The 25,505-nt window shown below is 68.2% G+C and carries 18 protein-coding genes; 10 read left to right on the top strand and 8 right to left on the bottom strand.

What is annotated here, in order from left to right; genetic code table 11:
• Position 1: 1 nt before the first annotated feature.
• Positions 2 to 436, bottom strand: a complete 435-nt coding sequence (locus AC4NN1_RS14080) for a recombinase family protein (protein ID WP_018185806.1) — start codon at positions 434 to 436, stop codon at positions 2 to 4.
• A gap of 157 nt (positions 437 to 593) precedes the next feature.
• On the opposite strand from AC4NN1_RS14080, the gene ypfJ reads away from it, so the two are divergent.
• Positions 594 to 1,466, top strand: a complete 873-nt coding sequence (gene ypfJ, locus AC4NN1_RS14075) for a KPN_02809 family neutral zinc metallopeptidase (RefSeq protein ID WP_018185805.1) — start codon at positions 594 to 596, stop codon at positions 1,464 to 1,466.
• Between the two features lie 192 nt (positions 1,467 to 1,658).
• Positions 1,659 to 3,215, top strand: a complete 1,557-nt coding sequence (locus AC4NN1_RS14070; RefSeq protein ID WP_491955672.1) for a DEAD/DEAH box helicase — start codon at positions 1,659 to 1,661, stop codon at positions 3,213 to 3,215.
• 104 nt (positions 3,216 to 3,319) lie between these two features.
• On the opposite strand, the gene AC4NN1_RS14065 is transcribed toward AC4NN1_RS14070, so the two are convergent.
• The 3 genes from AC4NN1_RS14065 to AC4NN1_RS14055 all read right to left on the bottom strand — a co-directional run bounded on the left by AC4NN1_RS14065 (position 3,320) and on the right by AC4NN1_RS14055 (position 6,504).
• Positions 3,320 to 3,730, bottom strand: a complete 411-nt coding sequence (locus AC4NN1_RS14065; RefSeq protein WP_491955671.1) for a hypothetical protein — start codon at positions 3,728 to 3,730, stop codon at positions 3,320 to 3,322.
• Positions 3,727 to 4,188, bottom strand: a complete 462-nt coding sequence (locus AC4NN1_RS14060; protein WP_018185802.1) for an FAD synthase family protein — start codon at positions 4,186 to 4,188, stop codon at positions 3,727 to 3,729. Before AC4NN1_RS14060 ends, AC4NN1_RS14065 begins: the two co-directional genes overlap by 4 nt.
• A gap of 93 nt (positions 4,189 to 4,281) precedes the next feature.
• Complete coding sequence (locus AC4NN1_RS14055) at positions 4,282 to 6,504, bottom strand: glycosyltransferase (protein ID WP_491955670.1); 2,223 nt, start codon at positions 6,502 to 6,504, stop codon at positions 4,282 to 4,284.
• Between the two features lie 168 nt (positions 6,505 to 6,672).
• Between AC4NN1_RS14055 and AC4NN1_RS14050 the strand changes: the two genes are divergently transcribed.
• The 7 genes from AC4NN1_RS14050 to AC4NN1_RS14020 all read left to right on the top strand — a co-directional run bounded on the left by AC4NN1_RS14050 (position 6,673) and on the right by AC4NN1_RS14020 (position 17,992).
• A complete protein-coding gene (locus AC4NN1_RS14050) occupies positions 6,673 to 7,644 on the top strand; it encodes a glycosyltransferase family 2 protein (RefSeq protein ID WP_491955669.1) in 972 nt (323 codons plus the stop codon).
• Positions 7,641 to 8,627, top strand: a complete 987-nt coding sequence (locus AC4NN1_RS14045; RefSeq protein WP_491955668.1) for a glycosyltransferase family 2 protein — start codon at positions 7,641 to 7,643, stop codon at positions 8,625 to 8,627. Before AC4NN1_RS14050 ends, AC4NN1_RS14045 begins: the two co-directional genes overlap by 4 nt.
• Positions 8,624 to 9,361, top strand: coding sequence for a CDP-alcohol phosphatidyltransferase family protein (locus tag AC4NN1_RS14040; protein WP_491955667.1), 738 nt, complete (start codon positions 8,624 to 8,626; stop codon positions 9,359 to 9,361). Before AC4NN1_RS14045 ends, AC4NN1_RS14040 begins: the two co-directional genes overlap by 4 nt.
• Positions 9,351 to 10,280, top strand: a complete 930-nt coding sequence (locus tag AC4NN1_RS14035) for a glycosyltransferase family 2 protein (protein ID WP_491955666.1) — start codon at positions 9,351 to 9,353, stop codon at positions 10,278 to 10,280. The genes AC4NN1_RS14040 and AC4NN1_RS14035 overlap by 11 nt, the downstream gene beginning before the upstream one ends.
• Before the next feature lie 137 nt (positions 10,281 to 10,417).
• Positions 10,418 to 11,107 (top strand): DUF4352 domain-containing protein, encoded by a 690-nt coding sequence (locus tag AC4NN1_RS14030; protein WP_491955665.1) that lies wholly within the window; start codon positions 10,418 to 10,420, stop codon positions 11,105 to 11,107.
• Between the two features lie 263 nt (positions 11,108 to 11,370).
• Positions 11,371 to 16,860 (top strand): PKD domain-containing protein, encoded by a 5,490-nt coding sequence (locus AC4NN1_RS14025; protein WP_491955664.1) that lies wholly within the window; start codon positions 11,371 to 11,373, stop codon positions 16,858 to 16,860.
• 103 nt (positions 16,861 to 16,963) lie between these two features.
• On the top strand, positions 16,964 to 17,992 hold the full coding sequence (locus tag AC4NN1_RS14020; protein ID WP_491955663.1) for a glycosyltransferase: 1,029 nt from the start codon (positions 16,964 to 16,966) through the stop codon (positions 17,990 to 17,992).
• Here the strand turns inward: AC4NN1_RS14020 and AC4NN1_RS14015 are convergent.
• Together AC4NN1_RS14015 and AC4NN1_RS14010 are read right to left on the bottom strand one after the other, a co-directional pair.
• A complete protein-coding gene (locus tag AC4NN1_RS14015) occupies positions 17,979 to 19,013 on the bottom strand; it encodes a glycosyltransferase family 4 protein (protein ID WP_491955662.1) in 1,035 nt (344 codons plus the stop codon). The genes AC4NN1_RS14020 and AC4NN1_RS14015 overlap by 14 nt on opposite strands.
• A 46-nt stretch (positions 19,014 to 19,059) precedes the next feature.
• Positions 19,060 to 21,447, bottom strand: a complete 2,388-nt coding sequence (locus AC4NN1_RS14010) for a right-handed parallel beta-helix repeat-containing protein (RefSeq protein WP_491955661.1) — start codon at positions 21,445 to 21,447, stop codon at positions 19,060 to 19,062.
• Positions 21,448 to 21,634: 187 nt separating this feature from the next.
• Here AC4NN1_RS14010 and AC4NN1_RS14005 point away from each other — a divergent pair, with 187 nt between their 5' ends.
• Positions 21,635 to 22,702, top strand: a complete 1,068-nt coding sequence (locus AC4NN1_RS14005) for an acyltransferase family protein (RefSeq protein ID WP_491955660.1) — start codon at positions 21,635 to 21,637, stop codon at positions 22,700 to 22,702.
• Here the strand turns inward: AC4NN1_RS14005 and AC4NN1_RS14000 are convergent.
• Together AC4NN1_RS14000 and AC4NN1_RS13995 are read right to left on the bottom strand one after the other, a co-directional pair.
• A complete protein-coding gene (locus tag AC4NN1_RS14000; RefSeq protein WP_491955659.1) occupies positions 22,629 to 23,921 on the bottom strand; it encodes a hypothetical protein in 1,293 nt (430 codons plus the stop codon). The two genes, AC4NN1_RS14005 and AC4NN1_RS14000, sit on opposite strands and share 74 nt — an antisense overlap.
• Positions 23,918 to 25,324, bottom strand: a complete 1,407-nt coding sequence (locus tag AC4NN1_RS13995; RefSeq protein WP_018185789.1) for a tyrosine-protein kinase domain-containing protein — start codon at positions 25,322 to 25,324, stop codon at positions 23,918 to 23,920. The genes AC4NN1_RS14000 and AC4NN1_RS13995 overlap by 4 nt, the downstream gene beginning before the upstream one ends.
• Between the last annotated feature and the right edge of the window lie 181 nt (positions 25,325 to 25,505).

Raw genomic sequence — 25,505 nt, 5'->3', positions numbered from 1 at the left:
ATCAGCCCCGGTCGAGCACCTTCACGATGACCGACCGGCGGCGGAGCTCCGCGACCGTGCGGGTCTCCTCGTGCGCGTCGCGGCCGAGGGCCTTCACGTCGGTGACGACGAGCACGTCGCCGGCGCCGAGGCGCCCGAACAGGCGTGTGAGACGTTCCTCCCAGGTCTCGCCGATGTCGGGGGCGGGATGCCGGAACCCCTCGATCGGCACGCCGAACTGCGCGAGCGCGTCACGCTGGGCGACGACGCTCGGCATGTCGGGCCGCGAGACGACGAGCCCCACGAGTCGTGAGCCGGCGGGGAGCGCCAGCCACCACTCCGGGCTGGGGTGCAGGGCGGCGAAGCCGGGGGCATCCGTCGTCGGATCGTCGGGGATCGCGATGAGGCGCGATTCCGCGTAGTCCCCGGGTGCCGGTTCGTCCGCGTGTGCGTCCACTGTGATCTCCTCCGCGAGCGACGATGCGGTCAGCCCCGTCGCAGTCCATTGTGACCGATCGCCCCATTCTGGCCGACGCGCGACCGTCCCGAACACGGTTCGCGGCACGAATGCAACCCGTGTGCCGTGACGTCCGGGGCGGAGTACGGTCCCGGGCATGACCTTCAACCCGAATGCCGACGTGCGGGGCAAGAGCGCGACTCGCCGCGGGGGCCGCGGCGCCGTCGTCGCCGGCGGGGCCGGAGTCGGCGTCATCGGCATCGCCGTCCTGCTGATCAGCCTCTTCACCGGTCAGGACTTCAGCGGGCTCCTGGGCGGGTCGCCCGGCGGGGGCACCGGCTCCGAGGGCGAAGCGCTGCAGAACTGCACGACAGGCGCCGACGCGAACAACGACGACGCGTGCCGGCTCGACGCCGGCGAGGAGGTCATCAACTCGTACTGGCAGAACGAAGTCGAGGGGTACCGCGCACCCGATCTCGTGCTCGTGGAGCAGCAGACGTCATCGCCCTGCGGCACGGCATCCAATCAGACCGGTCCGTTCTACTGCCCCACCGACGAGACCGTCTACATCGATCCGACGTTCTGGTCGATCCTCCGGAACCAGCTCGGCGCCGAGGGAGGCGAGTTCGCACAGCTGTACGTGCTCGCGCACGAGTACGGCCACCACGTGCAGCACCTCACCGGGATCTTCGAGGACCACCCGCGCGACGGGACCGGCGAGGACAGCAACGCGGTCCGCACCGAGCTGCAAGCCGACTGCTTCGCCGGGGCGTGGGCGGCTGAGGCGCCGAATCAGAAGGATGCCTCCGGTCAGTCCTTCCTGCAGAAGCCGACGCAGGCCCAGATCGACGATGCCCTGTCCGCGGCATCCGCCGTCGGCGACGATCACATCCAGCAGCAGTCCGGACGTGTGAACCCCGAGAGCTGGACGCACGGGTCGAGCGAGCAGCGCCAGCGCTGGTTCATGGCCGGATACACGGGCGGATCCGGCGCCTGCGACACCTTCTCCGTCTCGGGCCAGCAGCTCTGAGAGGCCGGTCCGGGAGCCACCTGATAGGCTGAAAGGGTTGCGGCGCCTTTCCTGGTGCCCCTCGCGTCGTAGAACGCATCATCCGCTGCCGATCCATCGATCGTCGCTGGCGACTCCTTCTCACGGCGAACCCGTCTGCGCACTCGCACTCGGGACACCGATCCGGGCGATCACGCCCGAGTTAGTTCTCTCATGACTGAACCCACGTTCGGCACGCTCGGCGTGCCCGCTCCCCTCGTCGCCGCGCTGGCTGCCGACGGCAAGACCACCGCGTTCCCGATCCAGATCGACACGCTCCCCGACACGCTCGCCGGTCGCGACGTGCTCGGCCGCGGTCGCACCGGCTCGGGCAAGACCCTCGCCTTCTCGATCCCCATGGTCGCCCGCCTCGGGCAGGAGCTCGCCGGCGGCACCCGCCGCCGCGGCCGCATCCTCGGCCTCGTGCTCGCCCCGACCCGCGAGCTCGCGACGCAGATCGACCGCGTGCTCGCTCCGCTGGCAGCCGCCTACGGGATGAAGACCGCCACCGTCTTCGGCGGTGTGAACCAGAACCGTCAGGTCGAGGCCATCCGCGCCGGCGCCGACATCGTCGTGGCCTGCCCGGGCCGCCTCGAGGACCTCATGCAGCAGAAGCTCGTGAGCCTCGACGCCGTCGAGATCACCGTCATCGACGAGGCCGACCACATGGCCGACCTCGGCTTCCTGCCCGGGGTCACCCGCATCCTGAACGCGACCCCGCAGGGTTCGCAGCGCCTGCTGTTCAGCGCCACGCTCGACAACGGCGTGGACAAGCTGGTCAGCCGCTTCCTGCAGAACGAGGTGCTCCACTCGGTCGACGAGGCGCACTCGCCCGTCACCGCCATGACCCACCACGTGTTCCACGTGCCCGGCTCCGACGAGAAGAAGGAGCTCGTGCGCTTCCTCGCCTCGGGCACCGGCCGTCGCATCCTGTTCCTTCGCACCAAGCACGCCGCGAAGAAGCTCGCCAAGCAGCTGACCTCGCAGGGCATCCCGTCGGTCGACCTGCACGGCAACCTGTCGCAGCCGCAGCGCGACCGCAACCTCGCCGCGTTCTCCGCCGGCACCGCCCGTGTGCTCGTCGCGACCGACGTCGCCGCCCGCGGTGTGCACGTCGACAACGTCGAGCTCGTCGTCCACGTCGACCCGCCCATGGAGCACAAGGCGTACCTGCACCGTTCGGGCCGCACCGCCCGCGCCGGCGCCGAGGGCGCCGTCGTCACGATCGTCCTGCCCGAGCAGCGTCGCGACGTCGAGTCGCTGCTGCGCAAGGCCGCGATCTCCGTCACGCCCGAGACCGTGACCGCGGCATCCGCCTCGGTCGTCGAGCTCGTCGGCGAGGTCGCCGCGCACGTCACCCCGGCACCCGAGCAGCCGCAGACCCGCGGCGGCGGTCAGAGCCAGGGCGCGAACGCGCAGCGCAAGCGCGCCGCCCGCGAGGGCCAGGGCGACCGCGGTCGCTCCGGCCAGGGCGGCGGACGCGGCGAGGGTGGCCGTGGCCGTGGCCAGGGTCGTGCCGCCGATTCGACGCGCCGCTCCGCCGACGCGCCGCGCCGTGACGGCCAGCCCGCTCGCACCGCCGGCTCCGGCCAGACCGCGTCGCACGGCGCGCCCAAGGCCGCCCCGGCCGGCGGCGCTCGTCGCACCGGTCGTCGCGCCAGCGGTGGCGGTGCGCTCACCGTCGGGTCGGTCGTCCGCCAGAACGGTGCCGGCCGCCGCAGCGGTCGCTGACCCGCAGCATCCAGGTCGAGAGCCGCACCCCGTCCACAGGGGTGCGGCTCTCGCCGTCTGTCCCGCACGACGGTGGGCGGGACAGGTCTCGAAAAGTCCGGGGCTCAGCCGGCGGCATCCATCAGCGGATCGATGACGGCGCCGGTGACGGTGACCATGCGGCCGGTGATCGAGGCGACGCGGAAGACGGTCGCCTGCGGCGGGGTCGAGGCGTCGAGGGGGAGGATGACAACCTCCACCCGGTAGTCGCCGACGGTCAGGATGCCGTGGCCGGGCGCATCGGCGAGGACCACATAGGTCCGCGCTCGAGCCCGCGCCCAGTCCTGCTCGGCGCGGGAGGAGGCTCTCGGGTCACGGGAGCGGGGGAAGATGCGGCGCAGCGGCGGAGGGTCGAGTCCGCTGGTCGGTCCGCCCAACACCCGCAGGGGGTAGAGGGCGAGGACCTGGCCGACGAACAGTTCGACGACTTCGTCGGGACCCTCGGATCGCGCGCTGTCGTCGCGCGCCGTGGTCACGCCGACTCGGAACGCAGCTCGCGGTCGTACAGCGTCTCGGCTGAGGCGACCTCGAGCGCACGACGCAGCTGGGTGCTCGAGGTGTGCGCCGTGTACGGGAAGTAGACGACCTCGACCCCGACCTCGGCGAACTCCCGTTCGAGACGGTTGCCCTTCTCGGTGCCGCGCCAGTCGTCGCCTTTGAAGAAGTGCGTGAAACCGACCTCGCGCCACACGGCCAGCTTGTCGGGCACGCGCTCGATGTGGACGTGATCCACGAAGCGGATGCCGCGCACGATGTCGGCTCGCTCAGCCGTCGGGATGAACGGGTCGACGCCCTTCACCTCGTGCAGCATCTCGTCGCTGACCACACCGGCGACGAGCATGTCGCAGTTGTCCCTCGCGTGGCGAAGGATGTTCAGATGTCCCACGTGGAACAGATCGAACGCCCCCGCGGCGTAACCGATACGCACAGTCATAGCAAGCTCCCCAGCCAGCTAAATCGAGCCCCAACTCGAACCGAGCCCCCAAAGCCCGATGCGGAGGACACTACACCACGACGGGCGCGGGCGTCACGATCCGGTGCGGGGGCGGTACTCGAGCACGGCGCGTTCGAAGGCGTCGCGATGGTGGGCACCCGCCGCCGCCCACTCGCGACGGGACAGATCCGGTCTCGCGCCGCGCATTCGAGAGTCGTTCCAGGCCCGCTCGATGTCATCCGCGGAGATCTCACCCTCGAACGTGTGGACCCAGCCGGGACCGCACTCCTCGGCGAGCGCACGGTTGACGGCGTTCTCGGGGACGAGCACCGGCCGGTCGAGCGACAGGGCCGCCAGAGCGGTTCCACTGTTGTGCATGTGCCGGTAGGGCAGCACGATGAGCTCCGACGCGCGGATCGCCGTCACGAAATCGGGCTCGTCGAGGAAGCGCGCATCGATCGATATCCGGTCGTCGGATGCCGCTGCCGTACGGAGACCGTCGAGGATTTCGGACGACGACGGCTTACCGGCGACGTGCAGGCTCACTCCTGCCCGGTCCCACTCCTTGAACGCCTCGACGAGGTCTTCGACCCCCTTGTACCGGCGGATCAAGCCGACGTAGCCGACCCGTCCGGCCACGCTGGGCGAGGGCTCCCGTACAGCGAACCAGTCGCGGTAATGCCCGTGCGGGATGGTGACCTGTGGCACGCCGGCGCGAGCAGGGGTGAGGTCGTTGAGAGCGATGTCGAGCGTGGTCGCCCGATCGATCCCGCTCAGGACGACGTGGTCGAACCATGAGATGCCCTGAGGTCTTTCCACGTTGTGCAGGGTCCTGACGACGGGTGTTCGCGTCACGAGCCACCGCAGAACCGTGAGCGCCGCGAGCGTTCGCCGCGCCGCGCGGCCGAGCGCTTTGTGACCGTCGACCATCAGCTCCGGCCAGTGGGCGTGAACGACGTCGTACTTCCCCAGCAGTGCGGTGCGGTAGTCGAACGTCAGGGTCGTGAGGCCCGGGGTCGCCCTCAGGCTGGCGTGGAGCTGCGCGATGTACGGGTTCGTGGTGACCTTCGGTGTACCGAAGGTCTCGAGCACGCGGATCGAGGGTGGATCCGTCGCGCGCAATGCGGTTCGGTACCAGCCGTCGACGAGGGCGGGGAGGCGATGGGCGGACCAGCGATCGTGGGGGCGACCGCCCGCGGTGGCTGCCGCGACGAGCTGGTGCGCGACGGCGCCGGGGAGGTCGCCCCGTAGATCGGCGATGTAGGCGTTGTCTCCCGCGAGCAGAGGCGGCCCACCCAGCGGCAAACACACGACCGGGCATCCCATGGTGCTCGCCTCTGCCGCGACCCATCCGGCCTGGTCATGCATCGACGGGAAGACGAACGCCTCGGCGCGCGCGATCGCATCGAGGACCTCCGGACGCGGTCGGTGACCGGCGAAGGCGACGCGGTCGTCGAGTCCCAGCCGGCTCCTCAGCCGTTCGAGTCGACGGCGTTCGTACCCGTCGCCGAAGATCGTGAGCGTCCAGTCCGCCGCCTGCGGGCGGGCGAGCGCCTCGATGGCGATCGCGGCTCCCTTCCAGGCGAGCAGCCGACCGGCGAAGACAGCGTGCCGTGGCTGCACGGCCGAGGTCACCCGGGCGGGCAGGTCATCCAGGCAGGCATTGGGTTCGACGACGACAGCGTCGTTGAAAGGCTGGAACATGCGGCCGACGTCCGGATTCTGAGCGACGATGAGCGACGCGCGTTTCGCGACCGGCGCCGCCCACAGACGGCGGAAGATGGTGGTCGTCAGGCTCCGGACGAGTTCGGTGAGCGTTCCCCTGACACCGAGCCACCGGCTCAGATGCCGGATCGGGAGGGTGCTCGACCCTCCTACGGGCCCCCAGACGAGGGGTACGTCGCGCAGAGCGGTCAGGCCGCACGGCATCCAGTCGTTCGCGAAGGTCACGTGGTGTGCGACATCGAAGCGCGTGACGTCGTGCAACGATCGCGCCCGCCGTCCGAGAGCGCGCTGCCAGAGGGGGTAGTACCAATACAGGTCCCAGCCTCGGCGCTTGCGGCGCACGACCTTCGGCGGCAGATCGAGGTAGGCGACATGGAGGCGTCGGCGCAGAGCGGCATCCGTCGCGAGGGCCGCGTCGATGGCCTCTCGGAATCGGGGCCGCGTGATGACCCAGACGTCGTGGGTGCGCGCCGCCGCGGTGGCGACCTGCCAGCCTGCGCTCGCTTCCGGTTCCGATACCGGACCGCACGCGTAGGCGCTGATCAGCACGCGAAGCCGTCCCTCGCGCGCACGATCGTCGATGTGTTCCACACGTCCCCCATCACCGTGGATAGACCGCGCCCGTCATCTCCCCAGACAGGCGTGGTGAAGGAATACTAACGACACCACGCGATTTGCACGTCATACTGTCCGTGGGGAGGGCGCTTTCAGTGCCCGCGAACGTCCGGCTACTTGGGGGTGGCGCGAATGACTTCGCTCGTGGGGGAAACGAGTACGGTGCGACCGGGGACACGCGGTGTCCGCGTCGTGATGCCGGTGCACAACGCTGCGGATTACGTGGTCGCCGCGCTGGAGAGCGTGCTGGCGGACCTGCCCAAGGATGGGGAGGTCGTCGTCGTCGACGACGGCTCCCGAGACGGCAGTGGGCAGCTCGTGGACGAGATCGTGCGGCGCGACGATCGGGTCGTCCTGCTGCGCAACGATGAACCGACCGGGGTGTCGCGCGCCCTGAACCGCGGGATGACGTTCGAGAACTGTCCGGAATTCGTCGCCGTCGCGGAGCACGACGATCTCGTGCTCCCCGGGCGCTTCGCCGCCCAGCTCGCGGCATTGCGGTCGGATGCCTCACTCGGAGCCGTCTCCGGTGAGGGCCGGTACCTCGGGCCGACGGGCCGGATCGCAGGACGTGTATCGGTCGGGCCGCGGACGGATGCCGAGTTCCACCGCATGCGCGACGAGGGTCGGGAGATCCTCATTCCTCACCCCGCGATCATGTATCGGCGAGACGCCGTGGTCGCTGCAGGACTGTACGACGCCGAGTTCGACGCGGCGCAGGACCTCGAGATCGTCAACCGGCTCGTCTACTCCGCCGGGTGGCAGGTGCGCACTCTTGCGGAGCCGCACGTGCTCTACCGGATCCACGACACATCGATGTCGTTCTCCCACATCGCGGCGCAGCGGATGATGACGCGCTACATCGTCTACCGCAACCACGCCCAGCTCGAGGGGGGAGCTTACGTCTCCTTCGCCGAGTGGCGGGAGGCGAACCGCCCCGACCGGCGAACCCGGTGGCGGTGGTACCGGAAGGACACCGGTGCGCTGCGATATCGCCAGGCAGGGCTCGCGTGGCTCAACCGGCGACCCGTCGCCTTCGCGGCCAACATGGTCGCGGCCAGCGTGCTGCACCCGCGCTGGGTGCTGATGAAGCTCCGTGTGGCACGCGGCCGATGACCCCCTCCGCATCGATCGATACGACACCGCCGGCGGTGATGGTCGCCGTGCCGACCTACCGCCGACCGGACGACCTGCGACGACTTGTCCGCTCTCTCGATCCCGTCGTCGTGTACGCCACGACTGTGGGCGCGGCATCCCGGGTGGACATCCTCGTCATCGACAACGACCCGGATGCGTCGGGGCTCGCCGTTCTCCCCGATGACGCCCCCGTGATCCGGGTGCACGAGAGGTCGCCCGGCGTCGCCGCTGCCCGCAATCGAGCCCTCGATGAGAGCATCGGTCACGACGTGCTGGTCTTCATTGACGATGACGAAACGCCCGCGGCGAGCGATTGGCTGGCACGTCTTCTGGAGACAGCGCGGGACCATCGTGCCGACGCGGTCGCCGGCCCCGTGCTGACGGTGGTCGATGGGGGGATCGACCCGTGGATCGAGGTGGGCGGCTTCTTCGCGCGTCGTCACACCCGCGGCATCCTCACCGGCGAGGTCATTCAGCGTGCGGCGACGAACAACCTGTTGCTGGACCTCGCCATCGTGCGAGCGAGCGGAGTCCGGTTCGACGACAGATTCGGCCGCACGGGTGGTGAGGACTCGCTGTTCACCAGCCAGTTGCACCGGGCAGGAGCGCGCATGGTGTGGTGTGCCGAGGCGCTCGTCCTCGACCACCTGCCCGAGACACGGCGGACCCGGGCGCATGCGCTGGGGCGCGTTCGGGGCATGTCCGCGGCCGGTGTGCGGGTCGGACTCGTCCTGGCTCCCACCCGCAGCGGGCGCGCCGTGGTCCGCGCGAAGGCGACCCTCGCGGGGGTCGCCCGCATCGCCGCGGGCGTCGCCCGGACCGCGACCGGCGCGCTCGTTCGCTCGGAGCGGCTGGATGCCACGGGTCGCCGGGACACCATGCGGGGTGTCGGGGCGTTGGAAGGCGCCGCCGGACACATCCGCATCCACTACGGAGAACCTGTGCGAGGAGCAAACCGATGACGACGACGGGTTCGACTCCGCCCACTCTCCCCGAGACCCTCGCTCGCCTGCGCGGCGCTCAGAAGGGGCATGCTCGGGGCGCCCCCGCCTACTCGGTGTACGTCAACCGACGGATCGGGCGGTTGTTCGCCGCCGTCGCCTATCGCTGGGGGCTCTCTCCCAATCAGGTCACGATGGTGAGCGCCCTGCACACGTTCGCCGGCATCGCGGTGATCGCGACCGTGCCTTCCTCGTGGTGGGCAGGAGTCGTCGTCGCAGCGCTGCTCGTGGCCGGGTACGCCTGGGACTCGGCCGACGGTCAGGTCGCTCGCCTGCGCGGCGGTGGCTCGATAGCCGGTGAGTGGCTCGACCACTTCGTGGACGCGGTCAAGATCGCCAGCCTGCATCTGGCCGTGGTCGTCGGGCTCTATCGGTTCGGTGACGTCGACGAGGTGGTCCTGCTCGTCCCGATCGGCTTTTCGGTCGTCGCCACGGCGACCTTCTTCGGGATGATCCTCAACGACCTCCTCAAAGCGGCTCGAGGTGTCGCGTCCACCCACGCTCGCGCCGGCGGTACCTTCGCTCGTTCGATGCTCCTGCTGCCGACGGATTTCGGTGTGTTGTGCCTCGCCTTTGTGCTGTGGGGTGCGTCGCCGCTTTTCATCCTGATCTACGGTGCACTGTTCGCGGTCAACGCTCTGTTCCTGTGCGCTGCTGCCGTCAAGTGGTTCAGAGAGATGCGCCGTGTCGACTGAAGGCGATGTGTGGGCCGTCGTGGTCGTCAATTACGGATCGAGTGCGCTGCTGGCCAGGAATCTCGTCGCGACCGTCGCGGAGGCGGACCCCGACCTCGTCGTGGTGGTCGACAATCCGACGACCGCCGCAGAGCGGGAACGCATGCGCGAACTCGCGGAGCGGGAGCGGTGGATCCTCGTGGAGCCCACCGCGAACACGGGATTCGGCGGCGGAGTCAATCTCGGGGTGGCAGCGGCGATCGAGCGCGGAGCGACGGGCTTCCTGTTGCTGAACCCCGACGCACGCATGGACGGGAACGCCGTGAGCGCGCTTCGCGAGGGGACCGTCGGCGCGCCGATGACCCTGTGCGCCCCTCGCATCATCACGCCCGCAGGGGCGGTCTGGTTCGCGGGTGCCGACGTGTCGCTCGTCGACGGCCGCACCCGCGGGCACTCCTCGCGCGCGAAGCACAGTGGCGAGGAGTCGTGGGAGTGGCTCACGGGGGCATGCCTGTGGCTCACCGTGACCTTGTGGGCCGCGGCCGGGGGGTTCGATGAGGAGTACTTCCTCTACTGGGAGGATGTCGATTTCTCGCGTCGAGTGGTGCTCGCGGGGGGAGGCCTCCGACTGATCGACGACGCCGTGGCGGTGCACGACGAGGGCGCGACCCATCGGTCGCGTCGCCAGAGCGACCGCAGCAAGTCCGAGACGTACTACTACTTCAACATCCGGAATCGGATGCTGTTCGCCACCCGCTTCCTCGACGAAGAGGGAGTACGGCGCTGGCGTGCCGAGGTGACGGCGTCGGCCCGCGAGGTCATCCTCCGAGGCGGACGCGCACAGCTGCTTCGATCGCTTGCGCCGTGGCGGGCCTACGTGCGCGGCTCTCGGGATGCGCGCCGGATCGCCGACGGGACGGTGGCGGCGAAGGCGATGTGAATGTCGGGCCGAGCGGTTAGTATCTGGCTGAATCGTGCGACACGTCCACTGGGGAGGACGGCACGTTCTTTGGGGAGGACGTCATCACAATGAAAGACGACGAAGCGTTCGCGCGCGACCGCGACGAGTTCGAGAGGGTGCTGGGCGAGGAGCCGCGACGTCCACGTCGGTGGATCGTCGTAGCCGCGGCGATCGCAGGCGTGGCGGTGATCGGCATCGCAGTCGCCATCGCGGTCGGAGGACTCGGGAGCAGCCAGGTCTCGGCGGCACCGGGCGGGGCGAAGGAGTCCACGGCGTCGACGCCGGCGGACGATCCGGACCCGACGGAGACGCCGAGCGGTTCCGCGGTTCCTCCGGCATCGAATGTGACGCCGACACCGGATCCCGAGGCCGATGAGGGCTCGACGGAGTCGGAACCTGATGCCCGCGAGACGCTGCCACCCGCAGAACTGACGGAGCCCGTGGCGCTGGACGGTGGCCCGCTCGTGTCGGTCAGTTCCATCCAGAGCGTGACCGGTGAAGCCATTCTGCCCGGTGAGGTGAGCGGCCCCGCCGTGCGGATCGCGGTCGATGTCAAGAACACGACGAAGAAGCCGATCGAACTCGCCGCGGCCGTCGTGACTCTTTACACCGGCAACGACGATCTGCAGGCCAGCCCGGTGTCCAAGCCGGCAGGGAAGGCATTCCCGGCAGAGGTCGCGCCGGGAGAAGTCGCCCGGGGCGCCTTCGTTTTCGAGCTGCCGAAGAACCAGCGCGACGGTGTACGAGTCGAAGTCGATCTCTCCCTTTCCGAACCCCTGATCGCCTTCGAAGGCGACATCGGGTGAACGCGTAGGGGCCGAATCTGAAAAACAGTTCGCGCGCGGCACCGCTTATGGCGTATGTTGTGCGAGAAATCCTTTGGGGGGATTTCTGGGGACCCGGCGGCACGACGCATTCTGCGTGTGTGCTGGCGCGTATATAGGGGATGCAAATCGTGGGGACGATTTCTGCGGGCCGTGCGGCTCTGTCGATGATGATTGCGACTGTCGTCGCGGCTGGACTCACGCTGGGGGTGGTGCCGGCAGCGGCTGTCGCTGCTAATCCACCCGTGGCGGCAGCGTCCGATGCCCTGCCTGAGACGGTGTCGGCGGACTCGTTGCCCACGGTCCAGATCGACGGAGGCGTGGTGTGGTCCCAGGTCATCGTGGGGAACACGGTCTACGCGGCGGGACAGTTCTCGAATGCGCGACCGGCGGGAGCCGCACCCGGGACCAGCCTCACTGCGCGTGGCAACATCCTCGCGTACAACCTGACGACGGGCGCGTTGATCACCTCCTTCGCGCCGACGTTCAACAACCGGATCAATGATCTCGCCGCCTCGCCGGACGGGACGAAGCTGTACGTCACCGGCTCGTTCACGCAGGTCAACGGTCAGACCCGGCAGCGCTTCGCCGTCCTCGACATCCCGAGCGGCAACCTCGTGTCGGGAACAGTCGGCCTCAACAACATCGGCAAGGCGATCTACGCCACCTCGAGCGGTGTCTTCGTCGGCGGCTACTTCACCTCGGTGTCGAGCCAGCCGCGACAGCGAATCGTGAAGCTGAACGCTGCGGCGACGGCTGTCCAGCCCTTCGCGATTCCGGTCGACAACGGTCAGGTGCAGAGCATCGTCGTGAACGGCGCCGGTGACCGCGTCGCTCTCTCGGGCAACTTCACCTCGGTCGGCGGTGGAGACACCCCCGGGTTCGGCCTGTATCTGGCCGATGCCACCTCCGGTTCCGGGTTGCCTCTCCCCGCGAACACTCAGGTGCGCAACGCCGGCGACGCCGCCGGATTCATGAGTTTGGCAACCGACGGGACGAAGTTCTACGGGTCCGGTTGGCACTACGGCGGCACGGGCAATGTCGAGGGCACGTTCGCCGTGAACTGGACGGATGGTTCGATCGCCTGGATCGAGGACTGCCACGGGGACACCTACGACATCGCCATCGTGGGCAAGATCGCCTACTCCGCCAGCCACAAGCACTACTGCGGCAACAGCGGCGGATTCCCGCAGACCGACCCGTGGTCCTTCTACCACTCCACCGCATGGACCACCGATGCTCGCGGAACCAACACCGGTGACATCTACGGGTACCCGGACCACCCGGGTACGCCACGTCCCGAGCTGCTCAACTGGTTCCCGCAGACCACGCCCGGCACATTCACCGGCACGAGCCAGGCGGTGTGGACGGTCACCGGCAACTCCGATTACGTCATCTACGGCGGCGAGTTCCCGAGCGTCAACGGCACCCGCCAGCAGGGCCTCGTTCGATACGCCGTCCGCTCGATCGCGCCGAACAAGCAAGGACCTCGCTTGTCCGCTGATGCGTGGAACTTCTCGGCGAAGTCCTTCGCCGCGGGTGAAGTCCGCGTCAAGTACCCCACCAACTGGGACCGGGACGACACCACGCTGACCTATCGCGTCTACCGCGATTCCGAGTCTTCGGCGCCCATCTCCGAGAAGACCGTCTCGACGGTGTTCTGGAAGCCTCAGTCGCAGACGTTCACCGACTCCGGGCTCACGGCGGGAAGCTCCCACCGATATCGGGTGGTCGCCTCCGACCCCTACGGCAACGTCGCGAAGTCGAGCTGGATCAACGTGACGGTGTCGGACGCGGTCCTCAGCGACTACGCGGACGACGTGCTGAAGGATGACGCCGCGCACTACTGGCGGCTCTCCGACCCCGACAACGCGACCGCCAGCGACTGGGCTGGCACGTCGGACCTCACGGTCAACGGCGCTGTGGAGTCTTCCGCAGGAGCGATCTCGTCGGACGCTGACACGGCGAAGACGTTCTCGAACGGTGCGTTCGCATCGATGACCGACTCCATCGAGGGGCCCACCACGTTTGCGGTGGAAGCCTGGGTCAAGACGACCTCGACCTCCGGCGGAAAGATCATCGGCTTCGGCAACAGTGCGACGGCGAACTCGGGAAGCTACGACCGTCACGTGTACATGGACAACGATGGACGGGTCTGGTTTGGCGTCTACCCCGGTGGCGTGAGGACCGTGAACTCCAACGCGGGATACAACGACGGCCAGTGGCATCACATCGTCGCGAGCATGGGCTCGGACGGGATGAAGCTCTACCTCGACGGCAAACGTGTCGCGCAACGCAGCGACACCACCACCGCGCAGGCGTACAACGGGTACTGGCGAGTCGGTGGGGACAACATCGGCGGGTGGCCGAACCAGCCGTCGTCGTCACACCTGAGCGGCACCATCGACGATGTCGCCGTGTACGGAACGCCGCTCACGCTCGCTGAGGTGCAGTCGCACTACCGCGCGTCCGGCCGCACGCTCGACGTGCCTGCTGCGCCGACCGACGCCTACGGTGCGATCGTCTACGAGGCCCAACCGGACATCTACTGGCGCTACAGCGAAACTTCGGGGACGAACGTCGCGGACAGCAGCACCTCGGGGTACGCCGGGGCGATCGCCGGCACGGTGACCCGCAACGCGCCGGGCGCGATCTCGGGGACGACGGACCCGGGCATCACCCTGTCCGGTGCATCGAACGTGTACTCCGTGGCTCAGTTCGGGACTCCCAGCGCCTACACGCTCGAGACCTGGTTCAAGACGACATCGACGCAGGGCGGCAAGATCATCGGCTTCGGCAACGCGCAGTCTGGCACGTCGTCCAGCTATGACCGGCATGTGTACATGCAGGACAACGGTCAACTCGTCTTCGGCACGTGGACCGGGCAGACGAACACGATCACGTCACCCAACGCCTACAACAACGGACAATGGCATCACCTTGTCGCGTCTCAGGGATCCGGCGGCATGGCCATGTACGTCGACGGAGTCCCCGTGGGGACCCATCCGCAGACGTCGGCGCAGGATTACGGCGGATACTGGCGCGTCGGCGGCGACACCACGTGGGGTTCATCGTCCGCGTTCCTCTCCGGGAATTACGACGAGACCGCGATCTACAGCCGTGTACTCAGCGCCGCCGAGGCAGCTCAGCACTTCACCGCGGGCACGACGGGTGAGGCGCCGAACATCGCGCCCACGGCTCAGTTCACCTACTCCCTCGATCACCTCAACGCGTCCTTCCAGGGCTCGGCGTCGTCGGACCCCGACGGCACGATCGCGGCGTATGCGTGGCAGTTCGGCGACGGCGAGACATCGACGGCGATCAGCCCGACGCACCGCTACGCCTCCGGCGGCGAGTACACGGTCAAGCTGACCGTGACCGACGACGACGGCGCCTCGCACACGTCGCAGGTGCCGATCACAGTCGTGGCCAACGCGGCGCCGACGGCTCAAGCCGCGTGGAGCGCGGTCGGTCTCGACGCGACCTTCTCGTCGTCCGGCTCGACCGACGCCGACGGCTCCATCGCCGCCTTCGAGTGGAACTTCGGCGACGGCAACACGGATGCCTCGCCGTCACCGAGCCACACCTACGCGCAAGCCGGGTCGTACACGGTCACCCTCAAGGTCACCGACGACGACGGTGCGACCGCGACGACATCGCTGGACGTCGTCGTCGCCGCACCGGTGAACTCCCCGCCGACCGCCGCCTTCACCCCCACCGTGACGGGCATGTCCGTGTCCGTCACCGGTGCGGCCTCATCCGATACGGACGGGACGATCTCCTCCTACGCGTGGGCGTTCGGCGATGGAGGCACCGCCAGCGGCGCTACGGCTTCCCACACCTACGAGCGTTCCGGCGAGTACACGGTCACGCTCACCGTGACGGACGATGACGGTGCGACGGACGTGAAGACCGCGACCGTGACGATCGAAGCCCCATCCGCGTCGACCCCGCTGTTCTCGGATGACTTCTCGCGAACCGCTGCAACCGGGTGGGGAACCGCCGACGTCGGTGGCGCGTGGTCGCTTCGATCGGTCGCCAGCCGCTACTCGGTCTCGAACGGCAGCGGGAACCTCATTCTTCCGAAGGGTGCGACGGTGTACGCCGATGCGGCCTCAGTGACTGCGGATCGCGTGCGAGTGGACGCGACGTTCTCCGTCGACAAGCTCGCCGAGGGCACCTACGTCGCTGTCACCGGACGCCAGGTCGGTGCGGACTTCTACGTGCTCCGTGTCAGGGTCAGTGCCGACGGCACCGCTCGTCTGTTCATCCTGCGCAACAACTCGGTCGCGATCGGATCGTCGCTCGTGCTGCCGTTCGCGATTCAGCCCGGGCAGAAGTACCACGCCATGTTCGAGGTGGCGGGCACGTCACCCACGTCGCTGAAGGCGAAGGTCTGGGCCGCGACCGGCTCCGAGCCGGCTTGGCAGCGCGAGGCCACCGACGCGACGGCTGCGCTGCAGGCGCCGGGCCGGATCGGGGTCTTCGGGTTCCTCCCGTCCGCCGTGACGAACGACCCCGTGACGGTGTCCTTCGATCGCATCGTCGCGATGAACCCGGATGCTGTGGTTCCCCCGGCGGGCAACTCCGCACCCACTGCGGCATTCACCCACACGAAGACGGGCTTGAAGGTCGACGTGAACGGTAGCGGTTCGACGGATGCCGACGGCAGTATCGCGTCGTATGCCTGGCAGTTCGGTGACCCCGCCGGGAGCACGGCCGTCGGAGCCACGGCTTCGCACACGTACACAGCGGCGGGGACCTACACCGTCCGGCTCACTGTCACGGACGACGACGGAGCGACCGCGACGGTGACCCACGATGTGACGGTGGATGCCCCGGCGGCCAACGTCGCGCCGACGGCCGCGTTCACGCGCACGGCTGCGGGACTGACGGTCGCTGTAGACGGCAGGACCTCGTCGGACTCCGACGGAACCATCGCCTCGTACGCCTGGACATTCGGTGACCCGGGTGCTGGCACGGCGACCGGATCGACGGCCTCCTACACATATGCAACGGGGGGTACGTATTCGATCACCCTCACGGTCACCGATGATGACGGGGCGACGGACACCGAGACTCAGGAGGTCACGGTCGCTTCCCCGCCCGCGGGGGTGCTCTTCGCAGACACCTTCACCCGCACGACGACCGGTGGGTGGGGGACGTCCGACAGCGGCGCGGCGTGGACGACGCGAGGCGCGGCCACCCGTTTCGCGACGGCGGGAGGTGTGGGGACCCTGACGGTGGGCGCGGGCACCTCGTTGTTCGCGGACACCCCCGTCATCGACAGCACCTCTACCAGGATCAGCGGCACGTTCACCGTCGACAAGGTCAACGAAGGCATGTATGTCGGCGTGATCGCCCGTCGGGTCGGGTCGACGCAATGGCTCATTCGTGCACGGATCGCGGCGGATGGAACCGTCAAGCTCAATGTCCTTCGCGGTGACAGCACGTCGGTCGGCGCTGCGGTCACCGTGACCGGACTGACGATCGCTGCTGGGCAGACGTACCGTTTCGAGGTCGACACGAAGACGACCACAACGACATCGATCTCGGCGAGGATCTGGAACGCGTCCGACACCGCTCCGACCACATGGCAGATCGAGCGGAGCGATGCGACCGCTGCACTCCAGGGTGCGGGTTCGGCGGGCGTGTATGGATACCTCCCGAGCGCCACGGCGAACGTCCCGGTCGCGCTGTCGTTCGACGACCTCCAGATCGTGGCGGCTCCGTGATCGTCGGATGCGTACGGGGAGGATGAGACCGGTCGCTGCCGAGAGAAGTGTCGTGCAGCTGTACGAGGTGGTGAGAAGCGCTCATCTGGAGCGGGCTGCGGACATGAGTCCGCGGCCCGTCATCCTCTACCGTCGCACTCGCTACGACTTCGATCCGGTGCTGGCGGAGGCGACGAATCCGCAGCGTAAGAGCTTCTGGGGGGCCGTCGCCTTCGCACTTTCGACCGACATCGACGTGATCGAGGTGAACGAGCCGCTCTCGGGTGACTCATCCCTCCCGAGCGTCGCCTTCGTGGCCGCGGCGCGACTGCGGGCCGCAGCCCGGCGCCGGGAACGGCCCTCCGTGACCACCTACGCGATTGAGAACCTCCACCCGGCCGTGACCGTGCGCCACCTCCCCGTCAAGGCGAGGTGGCGGTATCGGCTCCGCCACCTCGTCACACCCCTGCTCTGGCGGTGGATCGATCGGATCGCGTATGGCACCTCGGCTGCCGAAGCGCTCTACACGAGCGTGTTCGGTGCCTCGGCCCGACAACCGGTCCGCGCGCTGATCCCGGCTTTGCCGACCCCGGCGCGCGCCGCAGAAGGGGTGCGCGATCGGGTCATCCTCTTCCTCGGCGACCTCTCCGAGCGCAAGGGCTTCCCTGATGTGATGTCCGCCTGGCCCGATGTCAGGGCTGCGGTCCCCGACGCGCGGCTCGTCATCGTCGGCCGGGGAGCGGGGGCCGACGACGCCCTCACCCTCGCCGAGACCGACGAGCGGGTCACGGTCCTGATCGACCCGCCTCGTGCCGACATCGCGCACGTCTTGGGCGAGGCGAAAGTCCTGGCGCTCCCCTCACGACGCCGCCCCCTGTGGCGTGAGCAGGTGGGCCTCCCCATCGTCGAAGGTTTGGCGAACGGATGCCTCATCGTGACGACAGGGGAGACGGGGATTGCGGAGTGGCTATCCGCCCACGGGCACTGGGTCCTCTCCGAGCCGAGTGTGGGCGAGGACCTGTCGGCGGCGCTCGTCGCCGCGGTCACGAGCATCCGCTCTGTCGTCGAGGTTCACGCAGCCCTACCCGCCGTGGACGGTAGACGCGCGGCGCAAGAGTGGATGCACGGGGCGCGAGCGACTACGTCCGCGTGATGACCTCGGCGACGCGCGCCGCAAGATGCTCAGTCGTGAAGCCACCAGCGACGTGGGCACTCGCTGCCTCGCCCGCAGCGGCGCCTGCGACAGGGTCCTCCAGCAACCTGAGTGCCTCGCTGGCCAAGGCGTCTGCGTCGCCGACCTGGACCATTCGAGCGGCCGTAGTGCCGCCGAAGTAGTCGTCCATGCCGGGGGTGCGGGTGATCACGAGGGGCCGACCGGTGGCCATCGCCTCGAGTCCGACGGTCATACCCGATACGTGCAGGTTGGGCCGCGTCGCGATCACGACGACAGAGGCCCGAGCGTAGAGATCTCGCAATTCCGTGTGTGTGAGGTACGGGACGACGTTCACGCCTGCAGGCGGGTCGATGCTCGTCTTGCTCTGCACCACGATCTCGACGTCGGGTCGGACCTGCCGCAGCGTCGCCATCGCGCGGAGCAGGGTCTCGGGATCGCGATCTCGGTCACCACCGACACTCACGACGAGCGGGCGCATCGGGTAGGGGGCGTGCCGGAAGAAATCCTGGTCGACGCCGAAGCGAACGTAATGCACCGGAGGAGCGCCCTCGCCGAGGAAGGCGGCGAGGGGTGCGACCTGCGCGTCGGAGAGTACCCAGAGCCCATCCATTCGCCGGAGTGCGCGGCGCAGGCTCGCGAATCGCCCTCCGCCCTGCCGTGCGACACCGTCCGTCAACCAGACCACGCCGGAGTACCGCGCGCTCAGGCGGGTGGTGGTCGCCAGGAGCGCACCAGCGTTCTCATCCCATGTCACCCCGACGGGGTTCGAGGCCCGCCGGTCCGGCGGCAGCAAGGCGATCACGCGTCGCGCGACCCGCGTGATCGGTGTCGCAGCCGGCAGGTTCTTCGAGGTGACACCGGCGATGTGCGACTCGAGCCGATCGAGTCCATATGGCCATCGGTCGGGCGCGGATCCTGCCGCGTGACGCGCGGCCCACGTCTCCAGGTCTCGCTCTGCCGGATAGAAGACGACAGCTTTCGCACCGCTCCCCGAAGCCACGCTCACATCGTATGGCTCACGTACGGCGCACGGGTACGAACCTCGGTCACCGGCCCAGGGCGGGTGAGAACGCGCCGGGCCGCTTCGTTCCCGCTGCGACGCCGATGGAGGCTGCGACGTCCGACGGCAACCCGGACAGCGAGGCACGCGGTGAAGCGAGCACATCGCTGCGCACGGTCAACGAGGACGAGAGGATCGGCGTGCCTGTCCACAGTGCCGAATTCCTGTCGTTGCCCGTGAACGCCGTCAGCTCGGGGAGGGTCTTCACGCTTTTCGTGCCGTTGGCGCCATTCGCCCAGCACGCGAGGTTGGCGGGGGTCGAGGAGTCTCGCCGGAAGTAGACGTTGCTGTCCATCGCCACTCCCACTCCAGCGCCGACGAGTCGGCGTTCGGAATCCTGGGCGAGGATGGGGCAGGTGCTCGAGTCGGTGCCGTAGGAGATGACGTTGTTGCGGACGGTCACGTCGTCGAGGAGCCACGGGATGATCGACTTCAGACCCGACACCGGCTGGCGCCGCTCGTCCTGAGCGAAGCTGAGCGCGCGGGTGGCGGCGTCGATGGTGTTGTTCCAGATGTCGACCTCGCCGCTGTTCATGATCTTGGCGCCGAGAACATTTCTCGAGAGATGGTTGTCGGCGATGATCGCGTTCTCGCTCAGCTCGATCTGAACGCCGGTGGTCGTGTTGCCGGAGATCGTGTTGCCTGTCACACGGATGTCGCGTGAGTTGACGTCGAACCAGACACCCGAGCCGATGTTGTCGGAGACGATGTTGCCATCCACCCGGACCCCGTCCGCTTCTGTGATCTTCACGCCACCCGCGGCAGGCGCCGGCTTGAAGCGCTGCGCGTTGTTGCGCGCGATGACCGAATCCGTCAGGGAGACATCCGCTGCCTTGTTGACGCCGAGTCCCATCAGTCCGTTGCCCGTCACTGTCAGACGACGGAAGTTCTTGACGTCGTTCCATGCGTAGACACCGATGGTCGCGTTGTCGCGCACCACCATGTTCTCGAGCGAGATGTCATCGACCTCTGCGGTCACCGCGCCCATCATGGAGACCGTCGTCGCATAGCGCTCGACACCGAATCCCCGAAGCGTCGTGTGCTTGCCCTGCACCTTGAACGCCCGGGCCAGGGTGCTGGCCTCCACGCGCCTGCCGTTCGGGTCGGAGCCGATCACCAGGCGTCGGCCGCCTTCGTCGACGAAGAAGGTGCCTGCGGTGACCGCGCTCGCCGAGCCGACCTGTCTCAGAGCCTGATCGTCGATCCACACCTGATCGGGGTACCCGGCGAGCGGATTGGTGTCGTCGACGAACCGCGAGGTGTCGTCCCGACCCGCTGTGAACGACACGGAGTGATCGAATCGGTGGGTCCACCCCGTCTTCACCCACGTGTTGCCCGACCTCACCCAGTCGGTCACCGGCGAACTGCCGTCGAACCAGACCGCCTCCCCCGGGTAGGCCTGGATCGTGAGCGCCTTGTTGAATCCGACGTAGACGTACTCCCGGTAGGTGCCGCCGCGGAGCACGATGGTCGAACCCGAAGGTGCCCTCGAGACGGCGTACGCGGCACTCCCGTACGGATCGTTCGCCGTTCCCGAGCCTGTCTGGGTGCCTCTCGGCGCGACGAAGATCGCGCGGGCAGGGACGGGGTAGCTGGTGCTGCCGACCGGCGCGCTCCCCACCGAACCGTTCGCCACAGGGGGCGTGGGGGGCGGAGTCGGGGTGGGCGTGGGGGACGCGGCATCCGAGATGTCGACGTCATCGATGCGCACGGTGTTCGAGGGGGAGCTCGACGACAGATAGGTCGAGATGGCGGGGTAGCCCGCCCGTGCGATGCGCTGCGCGCTGGCGTCGTCGAAGGACGCCTGCCACTCGGGCTTGGTCGCGCCATCCGTCCAGATCCTCGCGCGGATCTTCACGGGAGACGTCCCCGTCAGCGAGAACTCGGCGCGAACGTGCGCGCCGGCGGGGAGCTCCTTGATCGGTTTGAGAGAGCGGAGCACGACTTCCCGGCCACTCGAACCGTCGAAGCGGCTGATCCAGAGGTTCACCCCGCTTCTGCCGAAGCCCACGCGCGCCTGGTACGAATACTTGCCGTCCGAACGGAGTGCCAGTGAGATCGTCGATCCATTGCCCGTGGTGGTCGCCTTCTCGGGCCAGACGGTCGCACTGAGGATCGAGTCCGTGGCTGCGAGGGAACGGATCGACTGAACCGTCGCCGTTCCGGGCGCTTGCAGGACCGCGGCGGCCCCGTCGCGCACGCTCGTGACACGCGAAGAGGAGGTCGTCCACGCGGCCCCGGAGGTCGAGGTCCCCCAGCCGGTCGCGACAGTGCGGCTGAAGGAGTCGGTGACGCGTGTCGCTGCCGCTGCTCCCGTCGCGGTGAAGACGGAGCCGGCTGCGACGAGGCTGAGCGCGACGGCAGCAGCGGTCATCCGCAATCGGGAACGAGTGAGGGCTGGGGGGAGTGACATCTCGGCGTTCGCCTTCGGGTAGGGGGCGCGGACGGAGACTCATCAGAACATGGGGCGTGCCCGAGGCCTTTCGCCATGAGACACTTTTCATCTGCGCAGGGGTGCGTGGGGTGCGCGGTTGGGGCTGCGTCGGTGATGGGGGGTCATCGTGTTCGGATCAGTGTGGCGGCGCGAGTCGACGCTTCCGCAGGGTCGTGTCGACTGGGTCGACGCCGGCAAGGGGCTGGCGATCGCCCTCGTCGTCCTCTTCCACTCCGCACGATGGCTCGCCGGTGTGGCGGGTGATGTGTCGGGATGGATCTGGCTCAACGATGTCCTCGCCACGATGCGGATGCCGCTGTTCTTCACGCTGGCCGGTCTCTTCGCCGCCAAGTGGGTCTCGGTGCCGCTCGCTCAGCTGTGGAACTCGAAGCTTCGGCTGTTCGTCTGGGTGTTCCTGCTCTGGGAGCTCCTGGGGCTCGGGCCGTACCTCCTCGGACAAACGGTTCACGGAGTCGAGATCAACCTGCGCCGAGAGGTCTTCGACACCGTGATCTCGCCCCTCATCCCGCGATTCGAACTCTGGTTCATCTGGGCATTGGCTCTGTTCTTCCTCCTCAACAGGGCGCTGCGCCGGGTCCCTGCGGCCGTCACGATCCCGGTCGCGGCAGCGGCGTCCATCGTCGCGTTCACCGACGTCCTGCCCCTTCCGTCGCCCAGCTGGACCGGCGCCTGCAAGTACTACGTGTTCTTCCTGATAGGCATGGTGGGAAGGCGGGCCCTGTTCTCCTACGCCGCGCGAAGCGGGTGGCTTCTTCGCGGCCTGGTCTTCACCGGCTGGGCGGCGGCTGCATGGGCTGTGACCGTCTTCGACCTCGGGCGCATCCCGGGGGTGTATCCGGCGCTCGCCTGTCTGGGGGTGCTCGCGGGCATCGCCATCAGCCAGGTGTTGCAGCGTTCCGCGCTTGTCGTGCGGCTCGGATCGCGTACCTTGCCGGTCTACCTCGCGCACACGCCGATCGTCATCCTCCTGACTGCAGGCGTCGCGCTCGGGGAGAACAGCGAGATCGTGCGGGCTGCCGCACTGTTCTTGCCGCCGGTCACCGCATGCGTGGCGATTGCGCTGTCTCTCGGCCTCCACCGACTATCGACTCGCCCGCCCCTCAGGTTCCTCTTTGATCCCCCGCGAGGTCTCCTGGTGGCGCATCCTGCCGACCCGACGAGCGCTGCGCGATGACGGCTGCTACGGGCACGGCCAGCACGACCAACGCCAAGGGAAGGGTTTTCATCGCCGAGACAGCCGGGCTGAACGCGAGATCCCAGAGGAGCCGCGTGGCGAGGTAGATCGCCAGCGCTGTGCACGCACCCTCGCGGAGGGCGCGCTCCAGGCCGAGCCCTGCGATGGCCGCGATCACTGCGCACGCCATGAGTCCGGGTAGCCCGAACCACAGCCAGAAGTCGCCGAGCATCGAATGGACTTCGATTCCCCCGCCGAACATGAATCTGTCGACGTAATTGTTGTGCGGGTCGTACCCGATGGCAGCCATCGAGGACTTTGCCGCTGTGATGTCGGCGCGCGAGGCGACGATTCCTGATCCCAAGCCGAGCGGGTGGAGCCGAATGAGGGCCTCGGATGCCGCGATCTCGGGTCGGCCGCCCAGGAGAAGCGATCCCGACTCATCGATCTGTGCCTGTGTGCGATCCTTCGTCGCTTCTCCGAAGAACCCCTCGAGGATGGCGGCCTGCGCGAGGAAGAAGACGGCCACTCCGAAGAGGATGACGCCCACGATGTTGCCGGCACGCCGTCGTGTGGTCCCCGTCGCCCGGCCGATTCGCTGCCAGATCAAGACGACTGCGGCCAGCATGAGCATGGCCGTGTTGGATCGCGCGTCGTTCACGGCACCGATCGCTGCGAGCAGGATGACCACGACGAGTTGAGGCACGAATCGATCTCGGCGGGCAGCCAAGGCCAGGAGCAGGATCGTCAGGGGGATCGAGAAGGTGAACCTCCAGCTGACGTTGCCGCCGAGGTCGCCCGCGATTCCGAGGGCCATCCCGGCCCCGTACGTGATGGCCACGGTCGACAGTCCCACGATCGTCCGGGCCCACAGGAGAGCTCCGACCGCCCCGAGCAGGCCGAGCGCGACGGCGCTGCGTTCGATGACCGCCGAAGGGAGGGAGACGCGTTCTGCCGCCATCCACCAGGTGAGGAGCACTCCTGCCGCGGCGGCTACGACCAGAAGGGCCGCCAGGGCGACGAAGAGACGAGCGCGGCGAAGTAGGGGGAGCCACAGCGGTATCAGAAGGAGTCCGAGGGCGCCGCCGACCGGAACGTTGAAAGGAAGAGTGAGTCTCAGCCCGATGACGACGCACACGACCATCGCCACGACGGATTCAGCCGTCCACTTCCTCTGGAGGAAGGTGGTGCTGTTCGGAAGGACCGCGCGGGTGCTCACGCCCGCGCCTTCGTTCTCCCGCCTAGACGCTCGCTCTTGCGCCATCGTGATGGTTGCGACGTCGCGTAGGCATTGTCGTGGTACGGGCTCGAGTCGACACGCTTGACGGCGTTGAGAACGATGCCGAGGATCCGCGTGCGCGTGGATTCGAGCTCGTCCAGGGTGCGTCGGAGAGCCTGGCGCTTCGTGAAGCGATGTCTGGCGACCACGAGGATGCCGTCGACGACGGGTGCGAGCCAGAGCGGGTCGCTCACGGCGAGGACGGGCGGGCTGTCGATCACGACCACGTCGAAGCGTGCACGTGCATCCTTGACCAGCTCTCGCAGGTGGTCGGACGTCAGAAGTTGGCCAGGATTCGGCGGGATGGTTCCGCTCGCGAGAACGCTGAGATTGCTCGTTCCCCAGTGCTGGATAGCGTCGCCGAAGCCGATGTCGCCCACCAGGATGGTCGTCACGCCGACGCCGCCCTCGAGCCCGGTCATCCTCGCGATCGAACCACGTCGGAGGTCGGCGTCGATGAGCAGAACGCGTTGGCCCTGTTCAGCAAGGATCAGAGCCGTCGAGAGGGCCACGGAGGACTTGCCCTCGTTGGAGGTCGCGGAGGTGACGAGGATGACGCTCGTGTCGCCGTCGACGTTGGCGAAGCGGAGTCCGGCGGCGACGCCGCGGATGGACTCGGCAGCCAGCCCTGTCTCTGCTCTGCGAACGGCATCGGGCAGTGTCGAGCCGCGTGCGACGCCGGTGACCTCGCCGAGCACCGGCGTCTCCGTTACCCCGGCGATGTCCTCGCGGGATTGAAGGCGGGTTGCGAGGAGCCGGCGGAGCCAGGCGTACACCATGCCGGCGACCAGGCCTGCGAGGGCGCCCACGATGATGAGCAGTCTCGTGTTGGGCGCGATGGGAACGCGTGACTCCGCGGCCGGGCTGATCGTCTCGATCCGGACGGCCGGGCCGGATGTGTTCGTCTGCGGGGACAGCCCCTCGACGGCGTCAGCGAGCTCGGTGGCGATCGCGTTCGCGATCCTCGCAGTCCCCGAGGGCGACCCTCCGGTCACCGTGATGTTCAGGACGGCGGAGTCGAGGGGTGTTTCGACGGTGACCTGTCCGGCGAGGGCGCGTGGTGATATCGAGAGCCCGAGTCGATCGATCACCGGTTCGAGCACGACCGGAGACGTCGCCACCAGCGCGTAGGTGTTGACGAGGCTCTGAACGTAGCTCGACCCTTGAACGAGCTCGGCTGTGCTGTCGCCGCGCGCCGGAAGGACCAGGACGGATGACTGTGCGCGGTACACGTCGGTCTGCGTCTGCGCATAGCCGTATCCGATCGCGGCGCCCAGGAAAGCGAGTACGAGGATGGCCAGCCACTGCTTGCGCAGGGCGAGGAAGTAGTCGTTGAGGCTCACCGTGCAGTCCTCGAAGCACCCGAGCGCACGTTCCCCGCGCGGACGACGTCATCCACCATGGCAGATCCCCCCAAGCATCCCGTCCGCCCCAACGGCCCCAGCGGACGCTTTTCTTTTCCGCATTCTACGGGGTCGCCCCCTCGTGCGATGTCGGAAGTGTGTGAATCGTGACGACGAGCGG

The organism is Microbacterium sp. MDV22-iso44, from assembly GCF_058629135.1.
The sequence above is the reverse complement of the archived record's forward strand: the minus strand, read 5'-3'. Positions and strand labels throughout refer to the sequence as shown.